The 21556-nt window shown below is 36.1% G+C and carries 14 protein-coding genes; 11 read left to right on the top strand and 3 right to left on the bottom strand.

Annotation, left to right across the window (positions count from 1 at the left end; translation table 11 throughout):
* Positions 1-84: 84 nt before the first annotated feature.
* Both hepC and WC623_RS17605 read right to left on the bottom strand, forming a co-directional pair.
* Entirely contained in the window at positions 85-2037 is a 1953-nt protein-coding gene (gene hepC, locus WC623_RS17600) for a heparin-sulfate lyase HepC (protein WP_372853478.1), read from the bottom strand.
* 13 nt (positions 2038-2050) lie between these two features.
* Positions 2051-3259, bottom strand: coding sequence for a glucuronyl hydrolase (locus WC623_RS17605; RefSeq protein WP_372853480.1), 1209 nt, complete (start codon positions 3257-3259; stop codon positions 2051-2053).
* Positions 3260-3490: 231 nt separating this feature from the next.
* On the opposite strand from WC623_RS17605, the gene WC623_RS17610 reads away from it, so the two are divergent.
* From WC623_RS17610 to WC623_RS17655, 10 genes are all read left to right on the top strand, one after another.
* Positions 3491-5137 (top strand): sulfatase, encoded by a 1647-nt coding sequence (locus tag WC623_RS17610; RefSeq protein WP_372853482.1) that lies wholly within the window; start codon positions 3491-3493, stop codon positions 5135-5137.
* Between the two features lie 10 nt (positions 5138-5147).
* Positions 5148-6644 carry a sulfatase gene (locus WC623_RS17615; RefSeq protein WP_372853484.1) on the top strand — a complete coding sequence of 499 codons (1497 nt, stop codon included), beginning with the start codon at positions 5148-5150 and terminating at the stop codon, positions 6642-6644.
* Positions 6645-6651: 7 nt separating this feature from the next.
* A complete protein-coding gene (locus WC623_RS17620; RefSeq protein ID WP_372853486.1) occupies positions 6652-8046 on the top strand; it encodes a sulfatase in 1395 nt (464 codons plus the stop codon).
* A gap of 10 nt (positions 8047-8056) precedes the next feature.
* Positions 8057-10684, top strand: coding sequence for a DUF4962 domain-containing protein (locus WC623_RS17625; RefSeq protein ID WP_372853488.1), 2628 nt, complete (start codon positions 8057-8059; stop codon positions 10682-10684).
* A gap of 11 nt (positions 10685-10695) precedes the next feature.
* Entirely contained in the window at positions 10696-14760 is a 4065-nt protein-coding gene (locus tag WC623_RS17630) for a two-component regulator propeller domain-containing protein (RefSeq protein ID WP_372853490.1), read from the top strand.
* Between the two features lie 101 nt (positions 14761-14861).
* A complete protein-coding gene (locus tag WC623_RS17635) occupies positions 14862-15779 on the top strand; it encodes an ROK family protein (protein ID WP_372853492.1) in 918 nt (305 codons plus the stop codon).
* Positions 15780-15795: 16 nt separating this feature from the next.
* A complete protein-coding gene (locus WC623_RS17640) occupies positions 15796-17049 on the top strand; it encodes an MFS transporter (protein ID WP_372853494.1) in 1254 nt (417 codons plus the stop codon).
* Positions 17050-17199: 150 nt separating this feature from the next.
* Positions 17200-17844 (top strand): hypothetical protein, encoded by a 645-nt coding sequence (locus WC623_RS17645; RefSeq protein WP_372853496.1) that lies wholly within the window; start codon positions 17200-17202, stop codon positions 17842-17844.
* Between the two features lie 141 nt (positions 17845-17985).
* Positions 17986-18639 carry a hypothetical protein gene (locus WC623_RS17650; protein ID WP_372853498.1) on the top strand — a complete coding sequence of 218 codons (654 nt, stop codon included), beginning with the start codon at positions 17986-17988 and terminating at the stop codon, positions 18637-18639.
* Positions 18640-18719: 80 nt separating this feature from the next.
* Positions 18720-20060 carry a S8 family peptidase gene (locus WC623_RS17655; protein WP_372853500.1) on the top strand — a complete coding sequence of 447 codons (1341 nt, stop codon included), beginning with the start codon at positions 18720-18722 and terminating at the stop codon, positions 20058-20060.
* A gap of 85 nt (positions 20061-20145) precedes the next feature.
* Here the strand turns inward: WC623_RS17655 and WC623_RS17660 are convergent, their stop codons facing one another.
* Positions 20146-20571: a lipocalin family protein gene (locus WC623_RS17660; RefSeq protein WP_372853502.1), complete on the bottom strand. Its 426-nt coding sequence runs from the start codon at positions 20569-20571 to the stop codon at positions 20146-20148.
* A gap of 168 nt (positions 20572-20739) precedes the next feature.
* Here WC623_RS17660 and WC623_RS17665 point away from each other — a divergent pair, with 168 nt between their 5' ends.
* The gene (locus tag WC623_RS17665; protein ID WP_372853504.1) at positions 20740-21423 is read left to right on the top strand and encodes a response regulator transcription factor; all 684 of its coding nucleotides are present in this window, start codon (positions 20740-20742) and stop codon (positions 21421-21423) included.
* Positions 21424-21556 lie beyond the last annotated feature (133 nt).

The following is a 21556-nucleotide window of genomic DNA, read 5'->3' on the forward strand; positions in this document are numbered from 1 at the left end:
GGATTGTATTCAAATAAAAAAGCTTCTCAAAATGTTCAGAATTTCTGAACATTTTGAGAAGCTTGATACTCTAATAAAGGTGTTTTACTTGTCAGTTAGTTGTGCACTTATCTCGCGCTTTTTGCCATCAATAGTTAAGGATATATTAAGATTGCCCTTTATATAATCATTGCCATTATTTTCTTTGATGCTGATTTTCGGTGCTTTCTGACCATCAAAAGGATAAACAACAGTTACAAAAGCCTGGGTTTTATCATCAGCCTTCTGTTTTTCAAAAGCTAATGCAGGACGTGGGATTTCTTTATTGTAGAAATAGGAAACACTTGTCTGTTCTTGTAATAAGCTTACTTTATCTGTGTTTAAAGACTGGATCAATAAATTGTTCCCATCATCATAAGAGGTGGTAACTCTGTTATTGTTTTTGTCATAAACAGGTTTACTATCTTCTTTAAGGTGGAAGCGTACATCGAGTTTTCCTGTTGCTTTACCCATAGCTAAATCGATGATAACAAAGTATTTCTGGTCAATAAAAAGCACACTGCGCTGATGGTCTAATCCATTATAGCTTGGATTAATATAACTTAATACATCAAGATTCTGATTAGCAGACCATTTATTTACCTTTGCCTTTGTAATAATCATGTTCTCATCATTTAAGGTTAAAGTATTATGAACGCGGGTTTGGCGAAACCAATTTCTCTTTTTCATAATTTCTTCATCGCCACTATAAACATATACACCCGCATCTGGAGTGAAATTACGTCCCTTTACCCAAAGCTCAAAGGTACCATTGTCGGGCTGAGCATGAAATTTTCCAGGAGGGCTAGCTTTTAATACCATGACAGTTGAATTATCTGCCCATCCGTTTCTAAATGAATAGAAACCAGCGGTAGTCAAGCCTTTTGATAAGTAATTTGGTAGAGTGCCTTTTTTTCCATCTGTTGCGTAATATTGAATGACTTTGTTGTCGGGAAAAGCTTTTGACCAATCATTATATTGCTTTATCATCTCTTTTTTCTTTCCTATCCAGGCATCTCCAAACATTGGAAATGTATAATCAGGAAAAGAGAAATTGATGGTCGCCATAATCATATTTTCAACTGTATTCTTATAGCTTGAAGGAAATTCCTTTTCTACGCCTGTTAATTTTGCCGCATTGTATGCATTTAAGAAAATGTTGATGGCTGCATTGTGATAATTCGGCGATAATTCAAATTGTAGTCCATCTGGATAAACTTGCTTTACAATTTCAGCATTAAGTACCTCAATACCAATTTTACGCCATTTTTCGGAATTTTTATATTCAGGGAAGTTAGCACCAGCTGTTAATGTACGTTGTGCCTCAAACAAACGGTGATTTCCTATAGCAGCAAAATTTCCAGACAGATGGTCTGTTTGTTGATGGTAGCTTTTTAAGAATTCCATTAAGAAAGCAGGGCTGAAATTCGGAGAGTTTACAAACAAATTAAAAGTGCCTACTAAACTTTGAATGCGTTCAGAAATCTCTAAAGGTCTCCAGGCATAACGATCATTTTCTGCAGATAATCCCAAAGGATTTTTTCTCACCCAGTCACGGAATTGGAAGACCCATTCTTTCGCGTATTTTTCATCACCACTATTGCGATAAGCCAGGCCCATCGGTTGCCACCAATATACCCTGTGCAATTGCCAACGTACCTCATTGTCTTTTACTGGCCAGTAACTCCAATTTATGTCTTTTCCATAATCAAAAAATCCATACCCTTTTTGTGGCTTAAATTTGTGTAACAAAGCATTGTCTGCTTTCTCCTGGTCCTCAGCACTAATTGCCTTGTCTCCTTTTTTATTTGCAGCTGGTTTACTACGATAATATTTAAGTAATTGGGTTGCAGCCTCAGTATACTTTCCTGCAGTATACAATTTATTTACTTCTTCTAAACCTGGATAATTCAGGTTTAGATTGTTGAAGCTTTCTTTTGTAACCGGATTGCTTGATTCCTGTGCAAATAGAAGCGTAGGTGTTAACACAAGCAAAAGGATAATCTTTTTTAGATTCATAATTTCGATTTCGTTATGACTGACTAAGTGTTTTTAAGTCAACTTTTTTAATCTCAGCATATCTTTTTAATGCTTCCATAAAATAATAGTCCGCATAGTTTAATGGCGTATCTATCTCTGAATTATATAGGAAAGCACCTACACTGTGTTTAAGAATGAAAAACTGATTCTCACCTGGTTTAGCTAAATACTCATCTGATGAAAGGGTTTTTAATATATCCTCTGCAAACTTAAAATATTTTTGACCGTCTTTTACCTGCGTACTCAAATCTAATAGCGCAGACGCAATTACAGCTGCTGCAGATGCATCTCTTGGCGTACGTTCTTCTGTATGTACGTCGAAGTCCCAAAGTGGAATTTTATCCTTAGGCATTTTAGGATGATTCATTATAAAAGCAGCAATACGCTCAGCCTGATCAATAAACTTTTTGTCTTTAGTATCTTTAAAGCTCATCGTATAACCATATAATCCCCAAGCCTGACCTCTGGCCCATGCAGACTCATGAGTAAGGCCCTGGTGAGTTTCTCTTTGTAAAACTTTACCTGAAAGGGTATCGTAACTAATTACATGATATGAACTATAGTCTTTTCTAAAATGGTTTTTCATAGTAGTAGCAGCATGTGTTTTAGCTGCATTAAACCATTCTGGTTTTTTAAACTCATTTCCTGCCCAATATAAATACTCCAGATTCATCAAATTATCAATAATAACAGGGAATTGCCAGTGACCAAAATCCCATGAACGGATAGCACCTACTTTTTTATTGAAACGTGCATATAAGTTAGCTGCACCATTTTCTAAAGGCTTACGGTAAATCTGATCGCCAGTCAAACGGTAAGCATTACCATAAGAACAGTAAATCATAAAACCAAGATCATGTGTATCCTTTATGTACTGCATAGTATCTAAGCCTAGTGTAAACCTCTTTGCTTCAGCAGCCAGGTTCTTATCACCAGATAGCTCATATCCGTACCATAAAGTACCAGGGAAAAATCCAGTAGTCCAGTCGCGCGGTGGTGCTAATCTTACTGTACCATTATTATTGATGGATCTTGGGTTCATACCCGGAGTAAAAGTTTGCGCAGCTTTGGTCAATTGATATACCGCCGTTTTTGTAGATTTCTTTAACCAATCCTCCCCGTTGTCATTCGTGACTGCCATACTATTTGTTGAACCCATCAGTGCGATGGAAGCAACAAATGCACTTATTAATTTTTTCATTAGCTTAAGTTTTTGTTCGTTTTATATTCTTTTATGAAGGTAGGACACATAAAAAATACTGGCTTTAGGAATTGAGCTAATTTATTCAGGATTTGATGAATTTTGATGAAATACCTGGTTTTGATACATGTATTCATCAAAACTGATATTATTTTAAACAATACCTAAATCTATTGTTATCCTACTGGTCTAAATTCGTTCTTATCAATTAACCAAATAAGTAAAACCAAAATGTTATTGAAACGATTTTTACTGCTATTAGTTTTTGTTGGAGGTATAACATTAACTTCATGTCAGCAATCAAACACAAAACAAAGTGTTAAAAAACCGAATATTGTGTTCATTATGACAGATGATCACACCATTCAGGCCATGAGTGCTTATGGTAGTAAGCTTGTCAAAACTCCCGGTCTGGATAGGATTGCAAAAGAAGGTATGTTGTTTAATAACTGTTTTGTAACCAATGCAGTTTGCGGACCTTCAAGAGCTACCATTCTTACAGGAAAATATAGTCACCTGAATGGATTAACGGACAATTCAAAAGTGTTTGACAGTACGCAGGTGATATATCCGCAATTGTTAAAAAAGGCAGGTTACCAAACCGCAATGATAGGTAAATGGCACCTTGGCTCAACTCCAATGGGTTTTGACTATTATAGTATTTTACCAAACCAGGGACAATATTATCAACCAGAATTCTTTGAAAACGGAAAAGTTGTTAAAGAAAAAGGCTATGTAACTGATGTGATTACAGATAAAGCAATTGGATTCTTAGAGAAGAGAGATCATGATAAGCCTTTTATGATGATTTATCAACATAAGGCACCACACCGTAACTGGCTGCCAGCACCAAGACATCTTGGTATGTTCGATAATACAGTTTTCCCGGAACCTGATAACCTTTTAGATGATTTTAAAAACAGGGGGAAAGCTGCAAAAGAACAGCTAATGAATATTTCCACAGATATGTGGGAAGCATGGGATCTTAAACTACTCTCCTCAGCTCAATTAGATTCTATGGGAAAATTACCTATAGAAACAATATTTAAGGATGCAAAAGGGGATGATTATAAACAAGCTAATGACCCTACATTGGATAAAGCTCGTTTTTATGAAGTTTATAACCGTATGACAGATGCTGAAAAGGTAAAATGGAAAAAGGTATATGATAAACGGGTTGCCGAATACAGAAAATTAAATCCTAAAGGTGCTGACCTCGTTCGTTGGAAATATCAACAATATATGCGTGATTATTTAGCATGTGTAGTTTCTGTTGATGAAAATGTAAATAGATTAATGGATTACCTGGAAAAAATAGGAGAGTTAGATAATACCATTATTGTGTATACTTCAGATCAGGGATTCTTTTTGGGAGAACATGGTTACTTCGATAAACGCTTTATGTACGATGAATCTTTTAGAACACCTTTATTGGTACGTTATCCTAAATCCATCAAAGCGGGATCGGTGAGTAATGCCTTTGCTATGAACCTTGATTTTGCTCCAACATTTTTAGATTATGCAGGAGTAAAAATACCTGATGATATGCAAGGTGTTTCTTTACGTCCACTATTAGATAATGCAGGTAAAGCACCAGAAACATGGCGTAAGGCTGTTTATTATCATTATTATGAATATCCTAGCTGGCATATGGTAAAAAGACATTATGGTATCAGAACTGAACGTTATAAACTAATTCATTTTTATAATGATGTTGATGAATGGGAATTATATGATATGCAAAAAGATCCAAAAGAGATGAATAACTTGTATAACAATAAAACTTATCAGCCAGTTGTAAAAGAATTAAAAGAACAACTTGTAAAACTCCAGAAGCAATACAAAGACACTAATCCAACTGAAGCCGTTACTAATTAATTTAATAAAGATGAAGTTTAATAATTTGAAATACATTCCAGCTGCAATGATCATGGTGCTCACCTGGGCTTCTTGCTCACCAGAAAAGAAACAAGATCGCCCTAATATTTTGATGATCATGTCTGATAACCAATCCTGGAATCATGTTGGTAGTTATGGTGATAATGTAGTTCGTACGCCTAATATGGATTTGATTGCCAGTCAGGGTGTACGCTTTACCAATGCCTTTTGTAGTTCGCCATCGTGTACACCTGCAAGGGCAGCAATGCTGACAGGGCAGGATATTTGGAGATTGGAAGATGGTGCAAACTTATGGGGCGTTTTACCAGTTAAATACAAAGTATATCCAGATCTGTTGGAAGAATCAGGCTATGCTATTGGCTTCCAGGGTAAAGGATGGGGACCTGGTAGTTTTGAAGCAAATGGTCGTCCGAGAAATCCGGGCGGAGATAAGTATACCAGTTTTGCTGAATTCTTAAAAAATAAAAAAGATGGGCCCTGGAGTTACTGGGTAAGCAGTTTACATCCACATAGACCTTACGAAGTGGGTTCTGGTGCTAAAGCCGGTATCGACTCAAGTAAAGTAACTGTTCCAGGATATTTACCTGATCATCCTGATATACGTCAGGATATAGCAGACTATTATGCTGCTATTGAGACCTTTGATCGTGAGTTGGGTGAAATTATGGCAGAATTGAAAGCAACTGGACAACTTGATAATACAGTTATTGTAGTATGTAGCGACAACGGATGGCAAATGCCAAGAGGTTTGGCCAATTTATACGATTTTGGAACTCGTGTACCTCTAATCATTTCATGGCCGGGTAAATTCAAGCAAAACGTAATTAGTGATAATATGGTTACTTTAAATGATCTTGCTCCAACATTTCTGCAGTTAGCAAATATTGCTGTTCCTGCAGTCATGACTGGTAAAAGCTTGTTGCCGATTGTAGAAAAAGGGAAAGAAGAAAAATCAAGAGATTTTGTTGTATTAGGTCGTGAACGTCACGCTTTTGTGCGTCAGCATGGTTTAGGCTATCCGGGCAGAGCAATTCGCACTAAAGATTATCTTTATATTAAAAATTATGAGCCAGGTAGATGGCCTGCAGGAGATCCACCGTTTTATGGAGACATTGACCCTTATATGTTCAATTGGCCAGGTGAAACTAAATATTATCTGATAGAACATAAAGATGACCAGAAAGTGAAACCATTTTTTGAACTGGCCATGGGGAAACGTCCTGCAGAAGAATTGTTTGATGTTAACAAAGATCCAGATCAGGTACATAATCTGGCCGCACTTCCTGCTTATCAGAAGATAAAGCAGGAATTAGTTAGTCAAATGCGTAATTATTTGGTAGATACGAAAGATCCGAGGGAAACTAATGGTAATGTAAAGATTTGGGATACTGCTGATTATTTTAGTGAGGTAGATAAAACACCTAAGCCAAGTAAAGAAATGCAAAAACGCTTTAACTTGGATTCTAGCTATAATTATTTAAAATAAGTAAGAAATGAGGATGTATAAAACAAAAGGGTGGCTGCTTAGTGCGGCCTTACTTGCATTATTAGGGAGTAATGAAGTACATGCGCAAAAAGCAAATGCTTCAAAGCCTAATATTATTATCATTATGACCGATCAGCAAACTGCTGATGCTATGAGTAATGCAGGAAATAAAGATCTGCATACACCCGCAATGGATGTACTTGCTGCTAATGGAACTCGTTTCACACGTGCATATTGTGCGCAGCCACTTTGCACGCCATCAAGATCTGCCATATTTAGTGGTAAAATGCCACACGAATCTGGCTTTAGTGGGAATGCTCCAGAAAAGGACGGACAATGGCCTGATTCGGTATTAATGATGGGTAAAATATTTAAAAATGGCGGTTATAAAACTGGTTATGTAGGAAAATGGCATTTACCAATCCCAGCGGGAAAAATAGAACAACATGGATTTGAAACTATACAAAATACTGCTACCGGAGATTATACAGATGCAGCAACGCCATCATATTGCGCTAATTTTATCAAAAAAAATAAAAGTAATCCATTTTTACTTGTAGCCTCTTTTTTAAATCCTCATGATATATGTGAATGGGCCAGGGGTGATTATTTGAAAATGGATTTGATAGGTACGCCTCCTGATCCTTCTCTTTGCCCAGTAATGCCAAAAAATTGGAAAATATCTCCAAATGAACCGGAAATTATAAGAGAGCAACAGAAAGTGAATTTACGGACATACCCAACAATAGGATGGACTGAATCGCAATGGAGACAGTATCGTTGGGCTTATAATCGCTTGGTAGAAAAGGTAGATGATTATGTAGGTATGATTTTAGGGTCTCTAAAAAAACACGGATTAGAAGATAATACCATAATCATCTTTACAAGCGATCATGGAGATGGCTATGGAGCTCATGAATGGAACCAAAAGCAGGTATTGTATGAAGAATCTGCCAAAGTACCTTTTATCATCTCTAAAATCGGACATTGGAAGCCTAAAACAGACGACCAGTTACTTTGTAATGGTATAGATATTATTCCAACAATATGTGGATACGCAGGTATTGAAACTCCAGCTTATTTAAAAGGGGTGGATTTAAAAAAACGCATGGATAATCCTAAGGTTAGTTTGCGTGATACTTTAGTAATTGAAACAGATTTTGCTGATAACGATGTCATGCTTGGTATTAAAGGTCGGGCAGTATTGACAAAAGATTTTAAATATATCGTATACGATAAAGGAAAAATCAGAGAGCAGCTGTTTGACCTGCAAAATGATCCTGGAGAAATGAATAACCTTGCGGTGAAGTCTACACATAAAGCAAAACTAAATCAAATGCGTGCATACTTGAAAAAATGGTGTATACAACACCAAGACTCATTTTATGCACTAAAAAAATAAACCAGAGACTATGAGCTTTGCTATTATCCTTCAATCGGTCTTATTGTTAACACCTGTAAAACAACAGGCTGTACAACAACTCGATACTGGAATGTTGCATCCCCGTATTCGTGAGTGGGCATATCCGGTTAACCAGGTTGAAGTTGCTGATGATAGTCCGGTTTTGCTTTGGCCTGGTGTAAAGGGTAAAACAGTAAAATATAAAGTGTTGCTGTCAAGTGATAGCCTGTTTAAAAGCAACTTAATTGTGGGAAATGAGCAGCGTTGGGCAATATACCCTTTACATCAAAGTTTAAAACCAGGGCGCTGGTTCTGGAAATATGCCGCTTTAAATAAAGTTGGTGGTAGATGGAATTGGTCACCTACCTACGATTTTATTGTTAAAAAGCAGGCTAAAAATGTAGGTACATCTCCAGCCGTAGCTACTGTATTAGAAAAAGGAAGAGCCGCACATCCCAGGTTGTGGGGGATGAATAAAAATGCAGAAGTTTTTTATGTCAATAATAAGCAAAACCCAGAGGCTAAGTCTTTTATAGCGGCTTCAGCTAAGTTATTGGGGCAGCCGCTTCCAGAAGAAAAGCCAACAAGGCCAAGGGATACAACCGGAATGAATGCCTTGCAACGCAAGCAAATGGTTGAATTCATGTATCATGGCTTTGGCGAAAAAGTAGGTTCCCCCATCCGGAATCTTTGTATAGCTTTTCAATTGACCAAAGATGAACGGTATATCAAAGAAGCTATAAAACAAGCTTTGCATGTTGCTAAAATGAACCCAGATAGTTATGCAACACGTGACGATTTTAATAATGGAAATATTCTTGAATCTCTTGCCTGGCTTTACGATGCAGGTTTTAAATATTTAACAGCAGCAGAAAAAAGTTTATTAAGAAATATAATTGCAATTAGAGGGAAACGCATATATGAAGATTTGCCTAATCGCTTTGAATTGCAAATGTGTGATAATCATGTTTGGCAGCATATTTTACGTAATTTCTCCATCGCTGCGGTAGCTGTTGCCAGCGATTTACCAGAAGCAGATGAATGGCTGACTTATGTATATGAAGTGTGGTCTGCTCGTTTTCCTGTTTTAGGTTCAACTGATGGCGGTTGGCATGAAGGTAACGGGTATTTTCGGACGCATTATGAAACACTGATTTACTTACCCGAACTTTTTGGTAATATATCTGGAATGGATTATTTCAAGCAAACATGGATGCAGAATCTTCCTTATTACATGTTATACAGCTATCCGCCAAATTCTACCTCAACAGCAGTAGGTGATATGCATGAGAACCTTGCCAATACAGTTAAAATGCAGGCTAAATTTGCAGAGGCTTTAGCATTAAAAGTTGATAACCCATTTTTAAACTGGTATGTTGCTGAAATCAGGAAAACTAAACCTGATTTTTTTAAAGGAACAGATGATTTCTTGCTTTTCAGGTTACTAAATTATAATCCAAACACAGTAAGAATATTGTCTGCGCCTACTACACTTCCTAAGGGCCGGGTATTTAAAGATATCGGATTGGTAGCCATGCATTCCAATTTAGCAAATCCCGCAAAAAATCTGGGAAGTTATTTAATGTCTAATCCTTTTGGTGCAGCTGGACATGGCCATGCGGCACAAAATGCATACACCATTAATTATAATGGAGAAAAAGTATTTGGTGGAACTGGATTTTACAGCAATTTTAGTGATGCGCATAATTTATTGGATTATCGTTCATCAAGAGCCTATAATACTATACTGGCCGATAGTTTGGGACAAAGGATAGGAGAGGACGGTTATGGATGGATCCCGCGTTTCATGACTGGCAATAGAATTCAGTATGCGTTAGGAGATGCTTCAAATGCGTATGGGAATGTTACCACCGGTTTTTGGTTAGATCGATTTAAACAAATAGGTTTAAAAGCTGATAAAAGTAGTGGTTATGGGGAATCTGGCGTAAAATTATATAGAAGACATATGCTGCAACTAGATAGTAATTATGTAGTTTTATATGATGAACTCGAAGCTGTGAAACCAGTAAAATGGACCAGCCAGATGCATAGTCCGTTTATGATGGATGGCAAAACAGTTAATGGTGCATCGGAACAGAGTTTTAAGCTAAAAACCAATCTTGCTCATGTTAGCACAACAGTTTATGCACATACCCCATTAAAAATGGTATTGCATGATAAGTATAATTTCCCTGCTAAAAACTGGAAAGGTAAAACAGATGATGAAGGTAATATTATAGAATTTAAAGATCAGTGGCATGCAGGAATTACTACTGTTAATTCTTTAAAGACTAACCGTTTTTTAACTATAATCCAGCTAAAGGATAAAAATGTTAATGTAATTAAGGTAATTAGCGATAAGAATGGTTTGTATAATGTGAAGGTTGGGCCATGGGAAATAAAAGCTGAATTAAATCCATCCAATTCAGCTAACTTAACCGTAAAATTAACGAATGAGAATGCCGTGTTTAGCTACGGTGCTGATACTGTGAAAATTAAGGGTAAGGTATACGAACACAACCAAAAAGGCAGTTCAATACTTATAGAAACTAAAAATAATTCATTTAATAAGCAGGAAGTAGTGGATAGTTTGCCAGATGTAGTTAATTTTGACTCTGGTTTTAAGCGTAAAAAATAAACTGTAAAGCAATGAAGCGGAGGATTACCATTTTTTGTCTGTTTGCCTCTCTATTATTTGTTGGGCATATTGTAGTTGCTCAGCTAAAGTCTGAACAGCCTGTAAAACGGTACTTTAGGGGTATATCTGTAGAAAATGGTTTGTCGCAAAGCACTGTTTTTACGATGGTACAAGATACATTGGGCTTTATGTGGATGGCAACCCAAGATGGTCTGAATCATTACGACGGAGAAACTTTTAGTGTCTATCGTCCCTCCAAGGCTGATAAAAATAGTTTACAGTCCAACTATATCAGGAGTCTTTTTCTTGACCATAAAGGTTTACTATGGGTTGGAGGAAATCAAGGTGTAAGCCGTTTTGATTATACTAAAGAAAACTTTCAGAACTATAAATTTCCACGCAAATCAGGTGAATGGTACATTTCTTCTATTGTAGAAGATGCCAATAAAGTGGTTTGGGCGAGTTCAAGTTCTGGTGAGATCTTTCTACTAGATGCTTCATCAGGACAGTTTAAACAGGTTAATTTTGATGCATCTGCTTTTGATATAAAAAGTGTTACTCGTTTGGCTTTAGTAAAAAGTAGCTTGTTTGTAGGGACAGACGTAGGTTTATTTAAAATGAACACGGCCACCAAAAAATTGACTGCTTTAAACTTAAGTTTAGGAAAGCCAAGGGTTAATGAGCTTTTTGTAGATGGAGAATTGTTGTGGATTGGAACTGAAGGCAAAGGCTTATTTCAATATAACCTAAAAAAGGGCACTACGGTTAATTATAAACATTTTGCAGGACAAGAATCTAGTTTGGCAGATAATGATGTACGGGGGATAAGTAAGGATGAACAAGGTAATTTGTGGTTGGGAACTTTTAATGGCCTTTCAATTCTAGATCTTAAAGCCAACATTTTTCAGAACTATTATCACAGGGCCTCTGTGCCTTATACTATAAATCAGAATTCAGTTCGTTGTGTGTATCGTGATAAACAGAATGGTATGTGGATGGGGACTTTTTATGGTGGGATAAATTATTATCACCACAATGATATTAAGTTCAATTTGCTAAATCAGAGTACAGGTGCATTGTCACTAAATGATCAGGTGGTAAATGTGATAAAGCAAGACGGTAAAGGCGATTTCTGGATTGGTACAAATGATAAAGGACTTAATTACTGGGATCGAAATGCAGGTACTATTAAGTATTATACTTTTAAGGAAACAGGAAATGGTTCATTGAGTTCTAATAATATCAAATCTATAGCTTTTGACGAGGCTGGTAAGCTTTTGGTAGGAACACATAATATGGGCTTGAATTATCTTGATCCCATAAGCAGAACAAGTAAAGTGTTCAGGCATAATCAGGCAGATTCTAAAAGTATTGCTGGTGACATGGTCTATGCCTTATTAAAAGACCATAAAAGTCGTATTTGGGTAGGTACAAGAACTGGTTTCGATCAATTTAATACTTCTGATCAATCCTTTAGCCATATTTATATGGATAAAGCTGGAAAGCGTTTAACATCTGATGAAATCAGTTATTTGCTGGAAGATTCTAAGAAACGTATTTGGATAGGTACTACGAATGGTGTGAACTTGTTTTACCCGGATAATATGCTCTTCGATAATTTCCCGGGTAATTTGCTGAGCAATGACGTAGTAAGTTGTATTGCTGAAGATGCTAAAAAGCGTATCTGGATAGGAACAAGGGATGGACTTAACTTATTTGATGAAAATACCCGTAGTTTCGTAACGTTCAATATCCGTAAAGATTTCCTTAAAGGTACGATTTATGGCATACTGCCTGATGATGAAGGGAATTTATGGATTTCGACCAACAAGGGCCTGGTGAAATTTAACCCTGATAGCCGTAAGTTGCAGGTTTTCGATAATAAAGATGGATTGCAAAACAATCAGTTTAATCTTTATGCTTTTTGTAAAGCAGCAGATGGGATGATGCTTTTTGGTGGGATCAACGGGATTTCTTATTTCTATCCGAAAGCTTTAAAGCAAGCTCCCTTAAAATTAAAAGTAACCTTTACAGGACTCGAAGTTTTTAATAAAAGAGTTGTACCCGGGGATGGATATGATGTTGTAGATCAACATATAGACCAAGCTAAAAAGCTAACATTTAAACATGAATTTAAACAGTTTACTATCTTTTTTAATGCCTTCAATTATATTTCCCCCAATAAAACAAAATATTGGTACAAGCTAGATGGTTTTGATAAAGAATGGCAGATTACTGAAGATATTTCTAAAGCCAGTTATACAAATTTACAACCTGGTAAATATGTTTTTCATGTTAAAGCTGTTGGCCCACAGGGTGAGAGTAGTGAAGTGAAAACTCTGGATATAGTCGTTACACCACCCTGGTATAACAGCACCTGGTTTTACTTGCTGATGACTGCATTTGCAATTGGAGCTGGTTACTTCGTTTACAAGGTTATTTCAGAGCGTATCAGAACATTACACCAGTTAAAAATGGAAAGGATGGAACGCGAGAAGGTCAATTACATCAATCAGATGAAAATGGACTTCTTTACCAATATTTCGCATGAATTCAGAACTCCATTAACATTAATATTAGCACCACTTGAAGAAATTCTGAGTAAGCCAATAGCTGATAAAAGCTTAAGAAAAAACCATGAGCTGATGATGCTGAATGCGAAACGACTTTATCATTTAGTAGATCAGCTTTTTGAGTTTAAAAAAACAGAAAGAGGTACCAAAAAACTTAAAGTGGGTAAGGGCGATATGGTTAGTTTTATCCATGAGGCATATAGTTCCTTTAATTCACTCTCTGAAAAGAATAAAATCAAATATACATTCCGTTCAACAGAAGCAAAATTGTCTTTTTACTTCGATAAAGATGCAATAGAAAGAATCTTATTTAACTTGCTTTCCAATGCCTTTAAATACACAGAAGAAGGTGGTTCTATAACGGTTGAATTTGCAAGAAGAAATAATGATGCCGTGATCAAAGTAACAGATACCGGGATGGGAATTGATGTGCAACACCAGGAAAGGATTTTCGATAGATTTTACCAGGTAAGCGGTCAGGAAATGAACCTTGGTTCTGGTGTAGGTCTGGCATTTACGAAGCGACTGGTGGAGTTACATCACGGTAATATAACTGTAGAAAGTGCTCTGGGTAAAGGGAGTGCGTTTGTAGTAACAATTCCTCTGGGCGATGATAGTTATGATACCGATGACCATATTGATGGTCAGCATTACGCCCTTTCAGTTGAAAATGATTTGTCCAATGATGAAGACAATATAGGGGAGGACGGGATTGGAAAAGTTGATGGTCCGGAGAAAGAAAAATTACTCGTGGTTGATGATAATCCTGAAATTGTTACTTACTTGAAAAATTATTTTAGCAAAATTTATGAAGTAAGTGTAGCATATGATGGAAAGGAAGCGCTTGACCTGCTGGAAGAGCAACAGGTTGATCTGATCATTTCTGATGTAATGATGCCTGAAATGGACGGTATACATTTCTGTAAAAAGATAAAGCAAAATATCCAGACCTGCCATATCCCGGTAATCCTGTTAACGGCTAAAAATGAAACTAATCAACAGATAAAGGGTTTAGAAGTTGGAGCAGATGATTATGTCACCAAGCCATTTTCTATTGCCCTTCTTGAAGCAAAACTGCAAAATATAACCCGTTCGCGCAAAAGACTTAAAGAATACTATTCAAGCTCAAAAGAAATTATTCCCGAAAACATTGCTTTCAATACACTTGACGAAGACTTTTTAAGGGATGCAATTGCTATAATTGAAGCACATATTACAGAATCTGATTTTTCAGTAGATAAATTCAGTCGGGAGATTGGCATGAGTCGTTCCAATCTTTATTTAAAACTGAAAGCTATAACCGGCGAATCTGCGACAGATTTCATCAAGCGTATCCGATTTAAGAAAGCAGTAGAATTAATGGAATCCAGACAATATACCATCGCACAGGTTGCCTATATGTCGGGTTTTAATTCTCCTTCATATTTCTCAACAGCATTTAAGCAATATTATGATTGCATGCCTACAGAATACCTTGCAAGGAAAGATGGGGAAGATATTTAATTGAATTAGCACAAAATCTAAATCATTAAAGACATTATTAAAACCCCTTAAAAAGCTTTAAAGTTAATTTCGGTAATTAAATAATTGAAATCTTTAAAGAATTGACAGAATCTTACGCAATTGGAATTGATGTGGGCGGCTCCTCATTAAAATGTGGACTGGTAAGTAACACAGGAAAGGTGATTTATTCATTTTTGTTTCCCCTGGATAATATTTTTACAGAGGGAGAGGTGATTGCATTGATTAATGCTGCCATCCGAAAGTGTGTAGAACATGCACCAGAAAAGGTGAGGGGTGTTGGAATTGGCTTCCCTGGCATTGTTGATCAGAATATAGTTATAGGAGGTGCAGATAATTTGCCCGGCTTTAAAAATGTGGATTTAGGCAGCATTATTTCGGCTTCAACAAGTTTAAATGTGGTGATCGACAATGATGCAAACCTGATGGGCCTGGGAGAACAGTCTTATGGTGCAGCTGCAGATTGTACAAATGTCGTTTTCCTTACTATCGGAACCGGAATAGGTGGTGGTTTAATCATTGATGGAAAACTCTACGGAGGATATAAGAATCGAGGTACTGAGCTGGGACACATCACTATACAACAAGATGGTGCTCAGTGTTCATGTGGCTTAACGGGCTGTTTAGAAGCTTATGCTTCTACAACCGCATTGATTAATCACTATGCTGAATTACGAGATATTGATGCCGAAAATATAAATGGAAAAATGATCGTCAATAACTATCTGGCTAAAGAACCTGAAGCGCTAGAGGCTATGCATAAGCATTTTGATCATTTGGCTACGGGTATAGCCAGTATGATTCACGTGTTCAGTCCTCAAAAGGTAGTGCTTGGAGGAGGCATCAGCGAGGCTGGACAATTCTATATAAGTGAGATTAAAAAAAGAGTACTTAAAAGGACAATGCCTGATACAGTACAGCATACCCAAATTGTGGCTGCACAGTTAGGGAATAAGGCAGGGTTGTTAGGGTGTGCAGCAAGAGTTTTTTCCAAGTTTTAATTTTAAATGAGTTTATATGCAGCGTAATAATTTTCTGGTAGGTGTTATTTTATTGATCTGGTTTGTCATATCATTTGTGACTAATATTCTTGGACCTTTAATGCCCATTATTATTCAGACTTATAATTTGAGTCTTACCATGGCAGCATTTTTACCTTTTTCATTCTTTTTAGCTTATGGGATTATGTCTATCCCATCAGGGATAATGATTGAGCGTATTGGAGAGAAAAAGTCTATGTTAATTGCTTTTACACTTAACTTTGTTGGTGTAACCGCATTTGGCTTGTTTCCACAATATGGAATAGCATTGGCATCCTTGTTTATCATCGGTATAGGAATGGCGATGTTACAGGTTATCATTAATCCATTAATGCGTACTGCAGGTGGCGAAGAGAACTTTGCTTTCTTTTCAGTATTGGGACAACTTGTATTCGGATTGGCTTCATTTATCAGTCCTTTTGTGTTTTCTTACCTGATGGCCGAGCTTTCAGCAAGTCCGATCAATAATCCTTTAATCGGGGCATTGGCCAGCTTGGTAAAAGATAATTTATCATGGACTGCATTGTACTGGTTGTTTAGCTTTATATTCATTTTAATTTTACTGTTACTTTCTTTTATCAGGATACCAAGAGTAGAACTAAAAGAAGATGAGAAAGCAGGAGCTACGGGGATTTATATTGGTTTACTTAAAAACAGAGATGTTCGGTTATTTTTCATTGGCATTGTTGCTTATGTAGGTACTGAACAGGCCCTGGCTAATTGGATGTCTGAGTTTTTGAGAAGCTATCATGAGGTAGATCCAAATAAGGAAGGTGCACAGGCTGTAGCATGGTTTTGGGGACTGATGTCATTAGGTTGTTTACTAGGGCTGGTTTTACTGAAACTATTTGATTCAAAACTTATCCTTAAACTAGCTGCATTAGTTTCAATGATATTTGTTACTGTTGCTTTGTTTGGTTCTAAAGACATAGCATTGTACGCTTTTCCTGCTACAGGATTTGTGATTTCTGTGATGTTCTCTATTATCTTTTCTCTAGCATTGAATTCAGTTGCGCAGCATCATGGTTCTTTTTCAGGAATTTTATGCTCAGGTATTTTTGGTGGTGCATTGGTACCATTAATAATAGGATCATTGGGTGATGCCATTGGATTGAGATATGCACTCATGTTTCTTTATGTTACATTAGCCTATATTCTTTTTCTGGCTTATTATGCAAAGCCAATGATTAATAATAAAACCATCAGCATTAAAGAAATGTTTAATAAATAGCTGTTCAGATAGGCATTAAAACTCCAAAGAGTTCTAATGCCTTTTCGTCGGGTGGAAATGCCTTTCTACCTATTCTTCATTTCGGGGTTGGATAATGCGTCATACTTTTGAATCATCAACCAATTAAAAAAATAAATTTGAATCCCTGTTATGAAAAATTTAAAAAACATCTCTATCGCAATCGCTCTTTTAGTATCTGTTCAATTCAGCTACGCACAATCTGTTATGAAAGCACCTGTTAGTTACAAGTTAAAAAGTGGAATGACTGTAATAGTTGCTGAAAATTCTGGAACACAAAAAGTATTCTCAGTTTTAAGTTTTGAAGGTGCCAGCAAGTATGTTGATGAAAAAGCATCTGTACAAGAACTGGTAAATACCATTTTAACTCAACAATTACCTGAAGTAAATCAATCTTTAAGCTTTACGGATAAAGGGATTAATGTGGCTGCAGCAAATGCCGATCAGTTTGAAGATGCTTTAGCTGCTATGTCTTCTTATATCACTGCTCCTCAATTTACTGATGAAGCTTTAGCTAAAGCAAAGGCAGAGATATTATCACACATTACTGCTCAAGATAAATATTATACTAAAAGCATTACAGCTTTATCAGTTCAAAACTTAAATCTAAACGATGTAAATGCTTATTACAGTGCAATGGCTAATCCTGCAACGGCTTATTTAACAATTGCTGGCAATATAAAACCTGCTAAAATTAAGTCTTATGCAAAAGCAATAAATCAGATTAAAGTTACAGATGATCAAAGTTCAAAAACATATTTTGTAGCTAATTATTAATCAATAAAATAACTGAAATTAAACAGGGTGTTTGGGACTTCGGTCCTGGACACCCTTTTCATTTTATGAATTTCCATTCTTTCTATATTCTGATGATAAACATTTTTATAGTTTAAGTGTTTAGACTATAAAGTACTAATTATGAAGACACTTAAGTTGTTTGTCATTCTGCTTGGGAGCGGGATGATATTGTCCTGCAGCCCTATAACAAGGATAACAGGTTCCTGGGTTGAACCATCTTCAAAAGGAAAAGTATTAGATGGACAAACCATATTTATTTCTTCATTAACAAAGAATATCAAAGTCAGAACTGAATTAGAAAATGGATTTACAAGTCTGCTGGCAATGAATAATGTAAAAACTGTAAAGGGGAACGACTACTTCAATCCGGAATTTTATAAAAAGATACCCACAGAACAGGTGCTAAGAAATCAAATTGTAAATTCTGGGGCAAACTATATCATGACAATCTCAATGATCAACAAAGATAGTGAGACAAGATACGTTCCAGGAACTAGAGGCTATGCACCCTATCCATATTACAGGTGGTATGGGGGCTTCTATAGTTATTATAATTATTGGTATCCGATGTTTTATGAACCCGGTTATTATGTGACAGATCGTACTTATTTTATGGAAACCAATCTTTATGATTTAGAAGGTCGTAAATTGATCTGGTCGGCACAATCGGAGACTGTAAATCCAGGTTCTATAGATAATTTTGTAAGAACTTATCCAAAAGTATTGGTTGATCAATTGGTGAAAGATGGTCTTTTAAGCACGACCGGGAGGTAATCGCAATAAAAATGCTACTAAAAGTATAAAGGCAATTTCCGGAAATATACGTATGTTGCGGCAACTAATTAAAAACATACATGAAAAGACTTACTATGGTACTGGGACTGCTAGTCCCGGTATTAAGCTTTGCACAGCAGCAACCGCAAAAAAATCAAAACTGGCATTTACTATCTAAAGATACAGATAAAGTATACGGAACAAATGTTATTAAAGCCTACAATGAATTATTAAAAGGTAAAATACCTAAAACAGTGGTCGTAGCAGTATTGGATGGAGGTATTGATACCTTACATGAAGATTTAAGTGCTAACCTATGGCGTAATGCTAAAGAATTACCGGGGGATAAAGATGTTGATGGTAATGGCTATAAAGGAGATACACAAGGCTGGAATTTTATTGGCGGCCCGACAGGTCAGGTAACTAAAGAGAGCACTGAATATCAACGTATATATTTTAAGTACAAAGATCAGTTCGCAAATGTTACTGATGAAACACAAGTAAAAAAGAAAGACTTACAAAACTATAAATGGTGGATTCTGAGTAAAAGTCTGTTGAAAAAGGCCGATACTATTGCTCCAGTTGACTATAGAGGGCAGCAAGTAAAAGATGATTACACAGACATCAAAGACCGTTTTTATGGAAATGCTAACCTAATGGGGGATCCATATTTTCATGGAACACACGTAGGAGGCATTATTGGAGCAGTCCGCAACAATGGAAAAGGAATGGACGGTATTGCAGATGCTGTTAAACTTATGGGTGTACGTGTTGTTCCAAATGGCGATGAGCATGATAAAGATGTAGCTTTAGGTATCCGCTATGCTGTAGATAATGGTGCACAGATTATCAATATGAGTTTTGGAAAAAGAATCTCTCCTGACCGTAAAATGGTAGAGGATGCAATCCGTTACGCAGAGAAAAAAGGCGTGTTACTTGTTAATGCAGCTGGAAATGAAGGTATGGATATTGATACCTATCCACATTACCCCACTCCATTCTTTATGAAAGGAGGTAAAAAAGCAGCCAATATGATTACAGTAGGAGCCAGTGGATCTACAGAAGCTGGACTAATTGCCCCATTCACAAATTATGGTAAGCAGACAGTAGACGTATTTGCTCCGGGAGTTGGTATTTATGCAACTATGCCTGAGAATAAATACAGCCCTTTATCAGGAACAAGTATGGCAACACCAGTAGTTGCAGGAATTGCTGCTTTAATTAAAAGTTATTATCCTGGGTTGACTGCAAAACAGATTAAGTATATCATTGAACAAACAGTTACCAAAATTGATATTCCTGTTACTAAACCAAAATCAGGTGGTCAGAAAGTTGCGATGACAGAACTGTGTAAAACAGGAGGAATCGTTAATGCATATAATGCCTTGGTAATGGCAGACAATATGTCGAAGAAAAACTAAGCACAAATTCTGTTAAATAGTAAATCCTGGCAACTTTTAGGCTGCCAGGATTTTTTTTGAGTGCACAATTTAGAAAGAAGAGCTTTTACTTCTTTGTAAAGGTATATTCGGTAATGTATTTAAAAGTGTCATTTCCTTCAGTATAAACATCTTCTTCAGATAAAACCAATTCATTTGAGGTGATTTTTATGATGTCTTGTATGTAGTCCTCATCGTCTTCATTGTATCGCATGGTTATCTTTGAATTGGATATTTTGTAATTAAATTCATCCCCCCATAAATCAACAGCAGTTCCATTACTTCTGAATTCCACAAATTTTTTATCATCATTAATCGGAGTTGTTTGCTGATTAGTTGATGTTCCATTTTTTAAGTTTTTTTCGGTAACAGATTTTAAGAACCATTTGCCAATAAGGTTTTTCGCATTTTTTTCTTCTGTACTTGGATCTTTTTTGCAGCTAGAAAAAGATATTGCTGTGATTAGTAATAATAGTAAAGAGAAATTTCTCATTTTGTTTGTTTAAAATTATGGTTTAGAAGAATTAATTAATAGTTTTTATTTCACTATTATAAGTGAAATTGAAACTATAGCAAAAAAACATATTCACAATAATTTGGGCAATACCCAATAATGGGTATTTTTACAATTAATGATCTTTATTAATAATTAAATTTCAAAATGACCGAATATAATCTAGTCTTGTCTGATAAAATCAAACAAGCAATTGCAGAAATTGCAGTCATAGCCGATAAACTACCGGCGGTAGTGATTATTCATAATATCAATGGTACAGTAGCCTGGATGTCTGAAAATGGCTTAAAGAACTTGGGAATCACATTGGATGTAATTACAGGTTTAACACCTGATGAGTATTATTATGTTTATTTTAATGCTGATGATGCGAAAGATTATGTGCCTAAAATATTAGGCTTGTTGGAAAGAAATAGGGATGATGAGTGTGTAACTTATTTTCAACAAGTAAGATTATCTGGACATGCTGAATGGAAATGGTACATGAGCAGTACTAAAATCCTTTTAAGGGATGAAAACCAATTACCCTTACTTACAATCACTACCTCATCACCAATTGATGCCATGCACCATATGACTGCTAAAGCATCTCGTTTGCTCGAGGAAAATAATTTTTTAAGACAGAACCTCAACACCTTTACTAAATTGTCGGCCAGAGAACGAGAAATACTCTCATTAATGGCATTAGGTAAAAGCTCAGCAGAAACCGCAGAACAGTTATTTATTGCACAAACTACTGTCGAAACCCATAGAAAGAATATCAAACAGAAACTGAACACGAGTTCTTACTATGAAGTCTGCCAGTATGCAAGAGCTTTTGACCTAATATAACAGCTTTTTTACAGCATTAAAACGCTGATGATAATATTGTATAGCATTTTGGGGAAATGCTACATTAAAGCCATAATGGCGGTCGCTATATTTGAAATTCACACAAAAACCAAATATAGTCTGAACCTTTCAT

Source organism: Pedobacter sp. (genome assembly GCF_041645105.1).
Taxonomy (GTDB): domain Bacteria; phylum Bacteroidota; class Bacteroidia; order Sphingobacteriales; family Sphingobacteriaceae; genus Pedobacter.

What these genes read in the sequence shown, in the direction of transcription:
- hepC (WP_372853478.1), bottom strand. Translation starts at nt 2,037, where the DNA reads ATGAATCTAAAAAAGATTATCCTTTTGCTTGTGTTAACACCTACGCTT.
- WC623_RS17605 (WP_372853480.1), bottom strand. Translation starts at nt 3,259, where the DNA reads ATGAAAAAATTAATAAGTGCATTTGTTGCTTCCATCGCACTGATGGGT.
- WC623_RS17610 (WP_372853482.1), top strand. Translation starts at nt 3,491, where the DNA reads ATGTTATTGAAACGATTTTTACTGCTATTAGTTTTTGTTGGAGGTATA.
- WC623_RS17615 (WP_372853484.1), top strand. Translation starts at nt 5,148, where the DNA reads ATGAAGTTTAATAATTTGAAATACATTCCAGCTGCAATGATCATGGTG.
- WC623_RS17620 (WP_372853486.1), top strand. Translation starts at nt 6,652, where the DNA reads ATGAGGATGTATAAAACAAAAGGGTGGCTGCTTAGTGCGGCCTTACTT.
- WC623_RS17625 (WP_372853488.1), top strand. Translation starts at nt 8,057, where the DNA reads ATGAGCTTTGCTATTATCCTTCAATCGGTCTTATTGTTAACACCTGTA.
- WC623_RS17630 (WP_372853490.1), top strand. Translation starts at nt 10,696, where the DNA reads ATGAAGCGGAGGATTACCATTTTTTGTCTGTTTGCCTCTCTATTATTT.
- WC623_RS17640 (WP_372853494.1), top strand. Translation starts at nt 15,796, where the DNA reads ATGCAGCGTAATAATTTTCTGGTAGGTGTTATTTTATTGATCTGGTTT.
- WC623_RS17645 (WP_372853496.1), top strand. Translation starts at nt 17,200, where the DNA reads ATGAAAAATTTAAAAAACATCTCTATCGCAATCGCTCTTTTAGTATCT.
- WC623_RS17650 (WP_372853498.1), top strand. Translation starts at nt 17,986, where the DNA reads ATGAAGACACTTAAGTTGTTTGTCATTCTGCTTGGGAGCGGGATGATA.
- WC623_RS17655 (WP_372853500.1), top strand. Translation starts at nt 18,720, where the DNA reads ATGAAAAGACTTACTATGGTACTGGGACTGCTAGTCCCGGTATTAAGC.
- WC623_RS17660 (WP_372853502.1), bottom strand. Translation starts at nt 20,571, where the DNA reads ATGAGAAATTTCTCTTTACTATTATTACTAATCACAGCAATATCTTTT.
- WC623_RS17665 (WP_372853504.1), top strand. Translation starts at nt 20,740, where the DNA reads ATGACCGAATATAATCTAGTCTTGTCTGATAAAATCAAACAAGCAATT.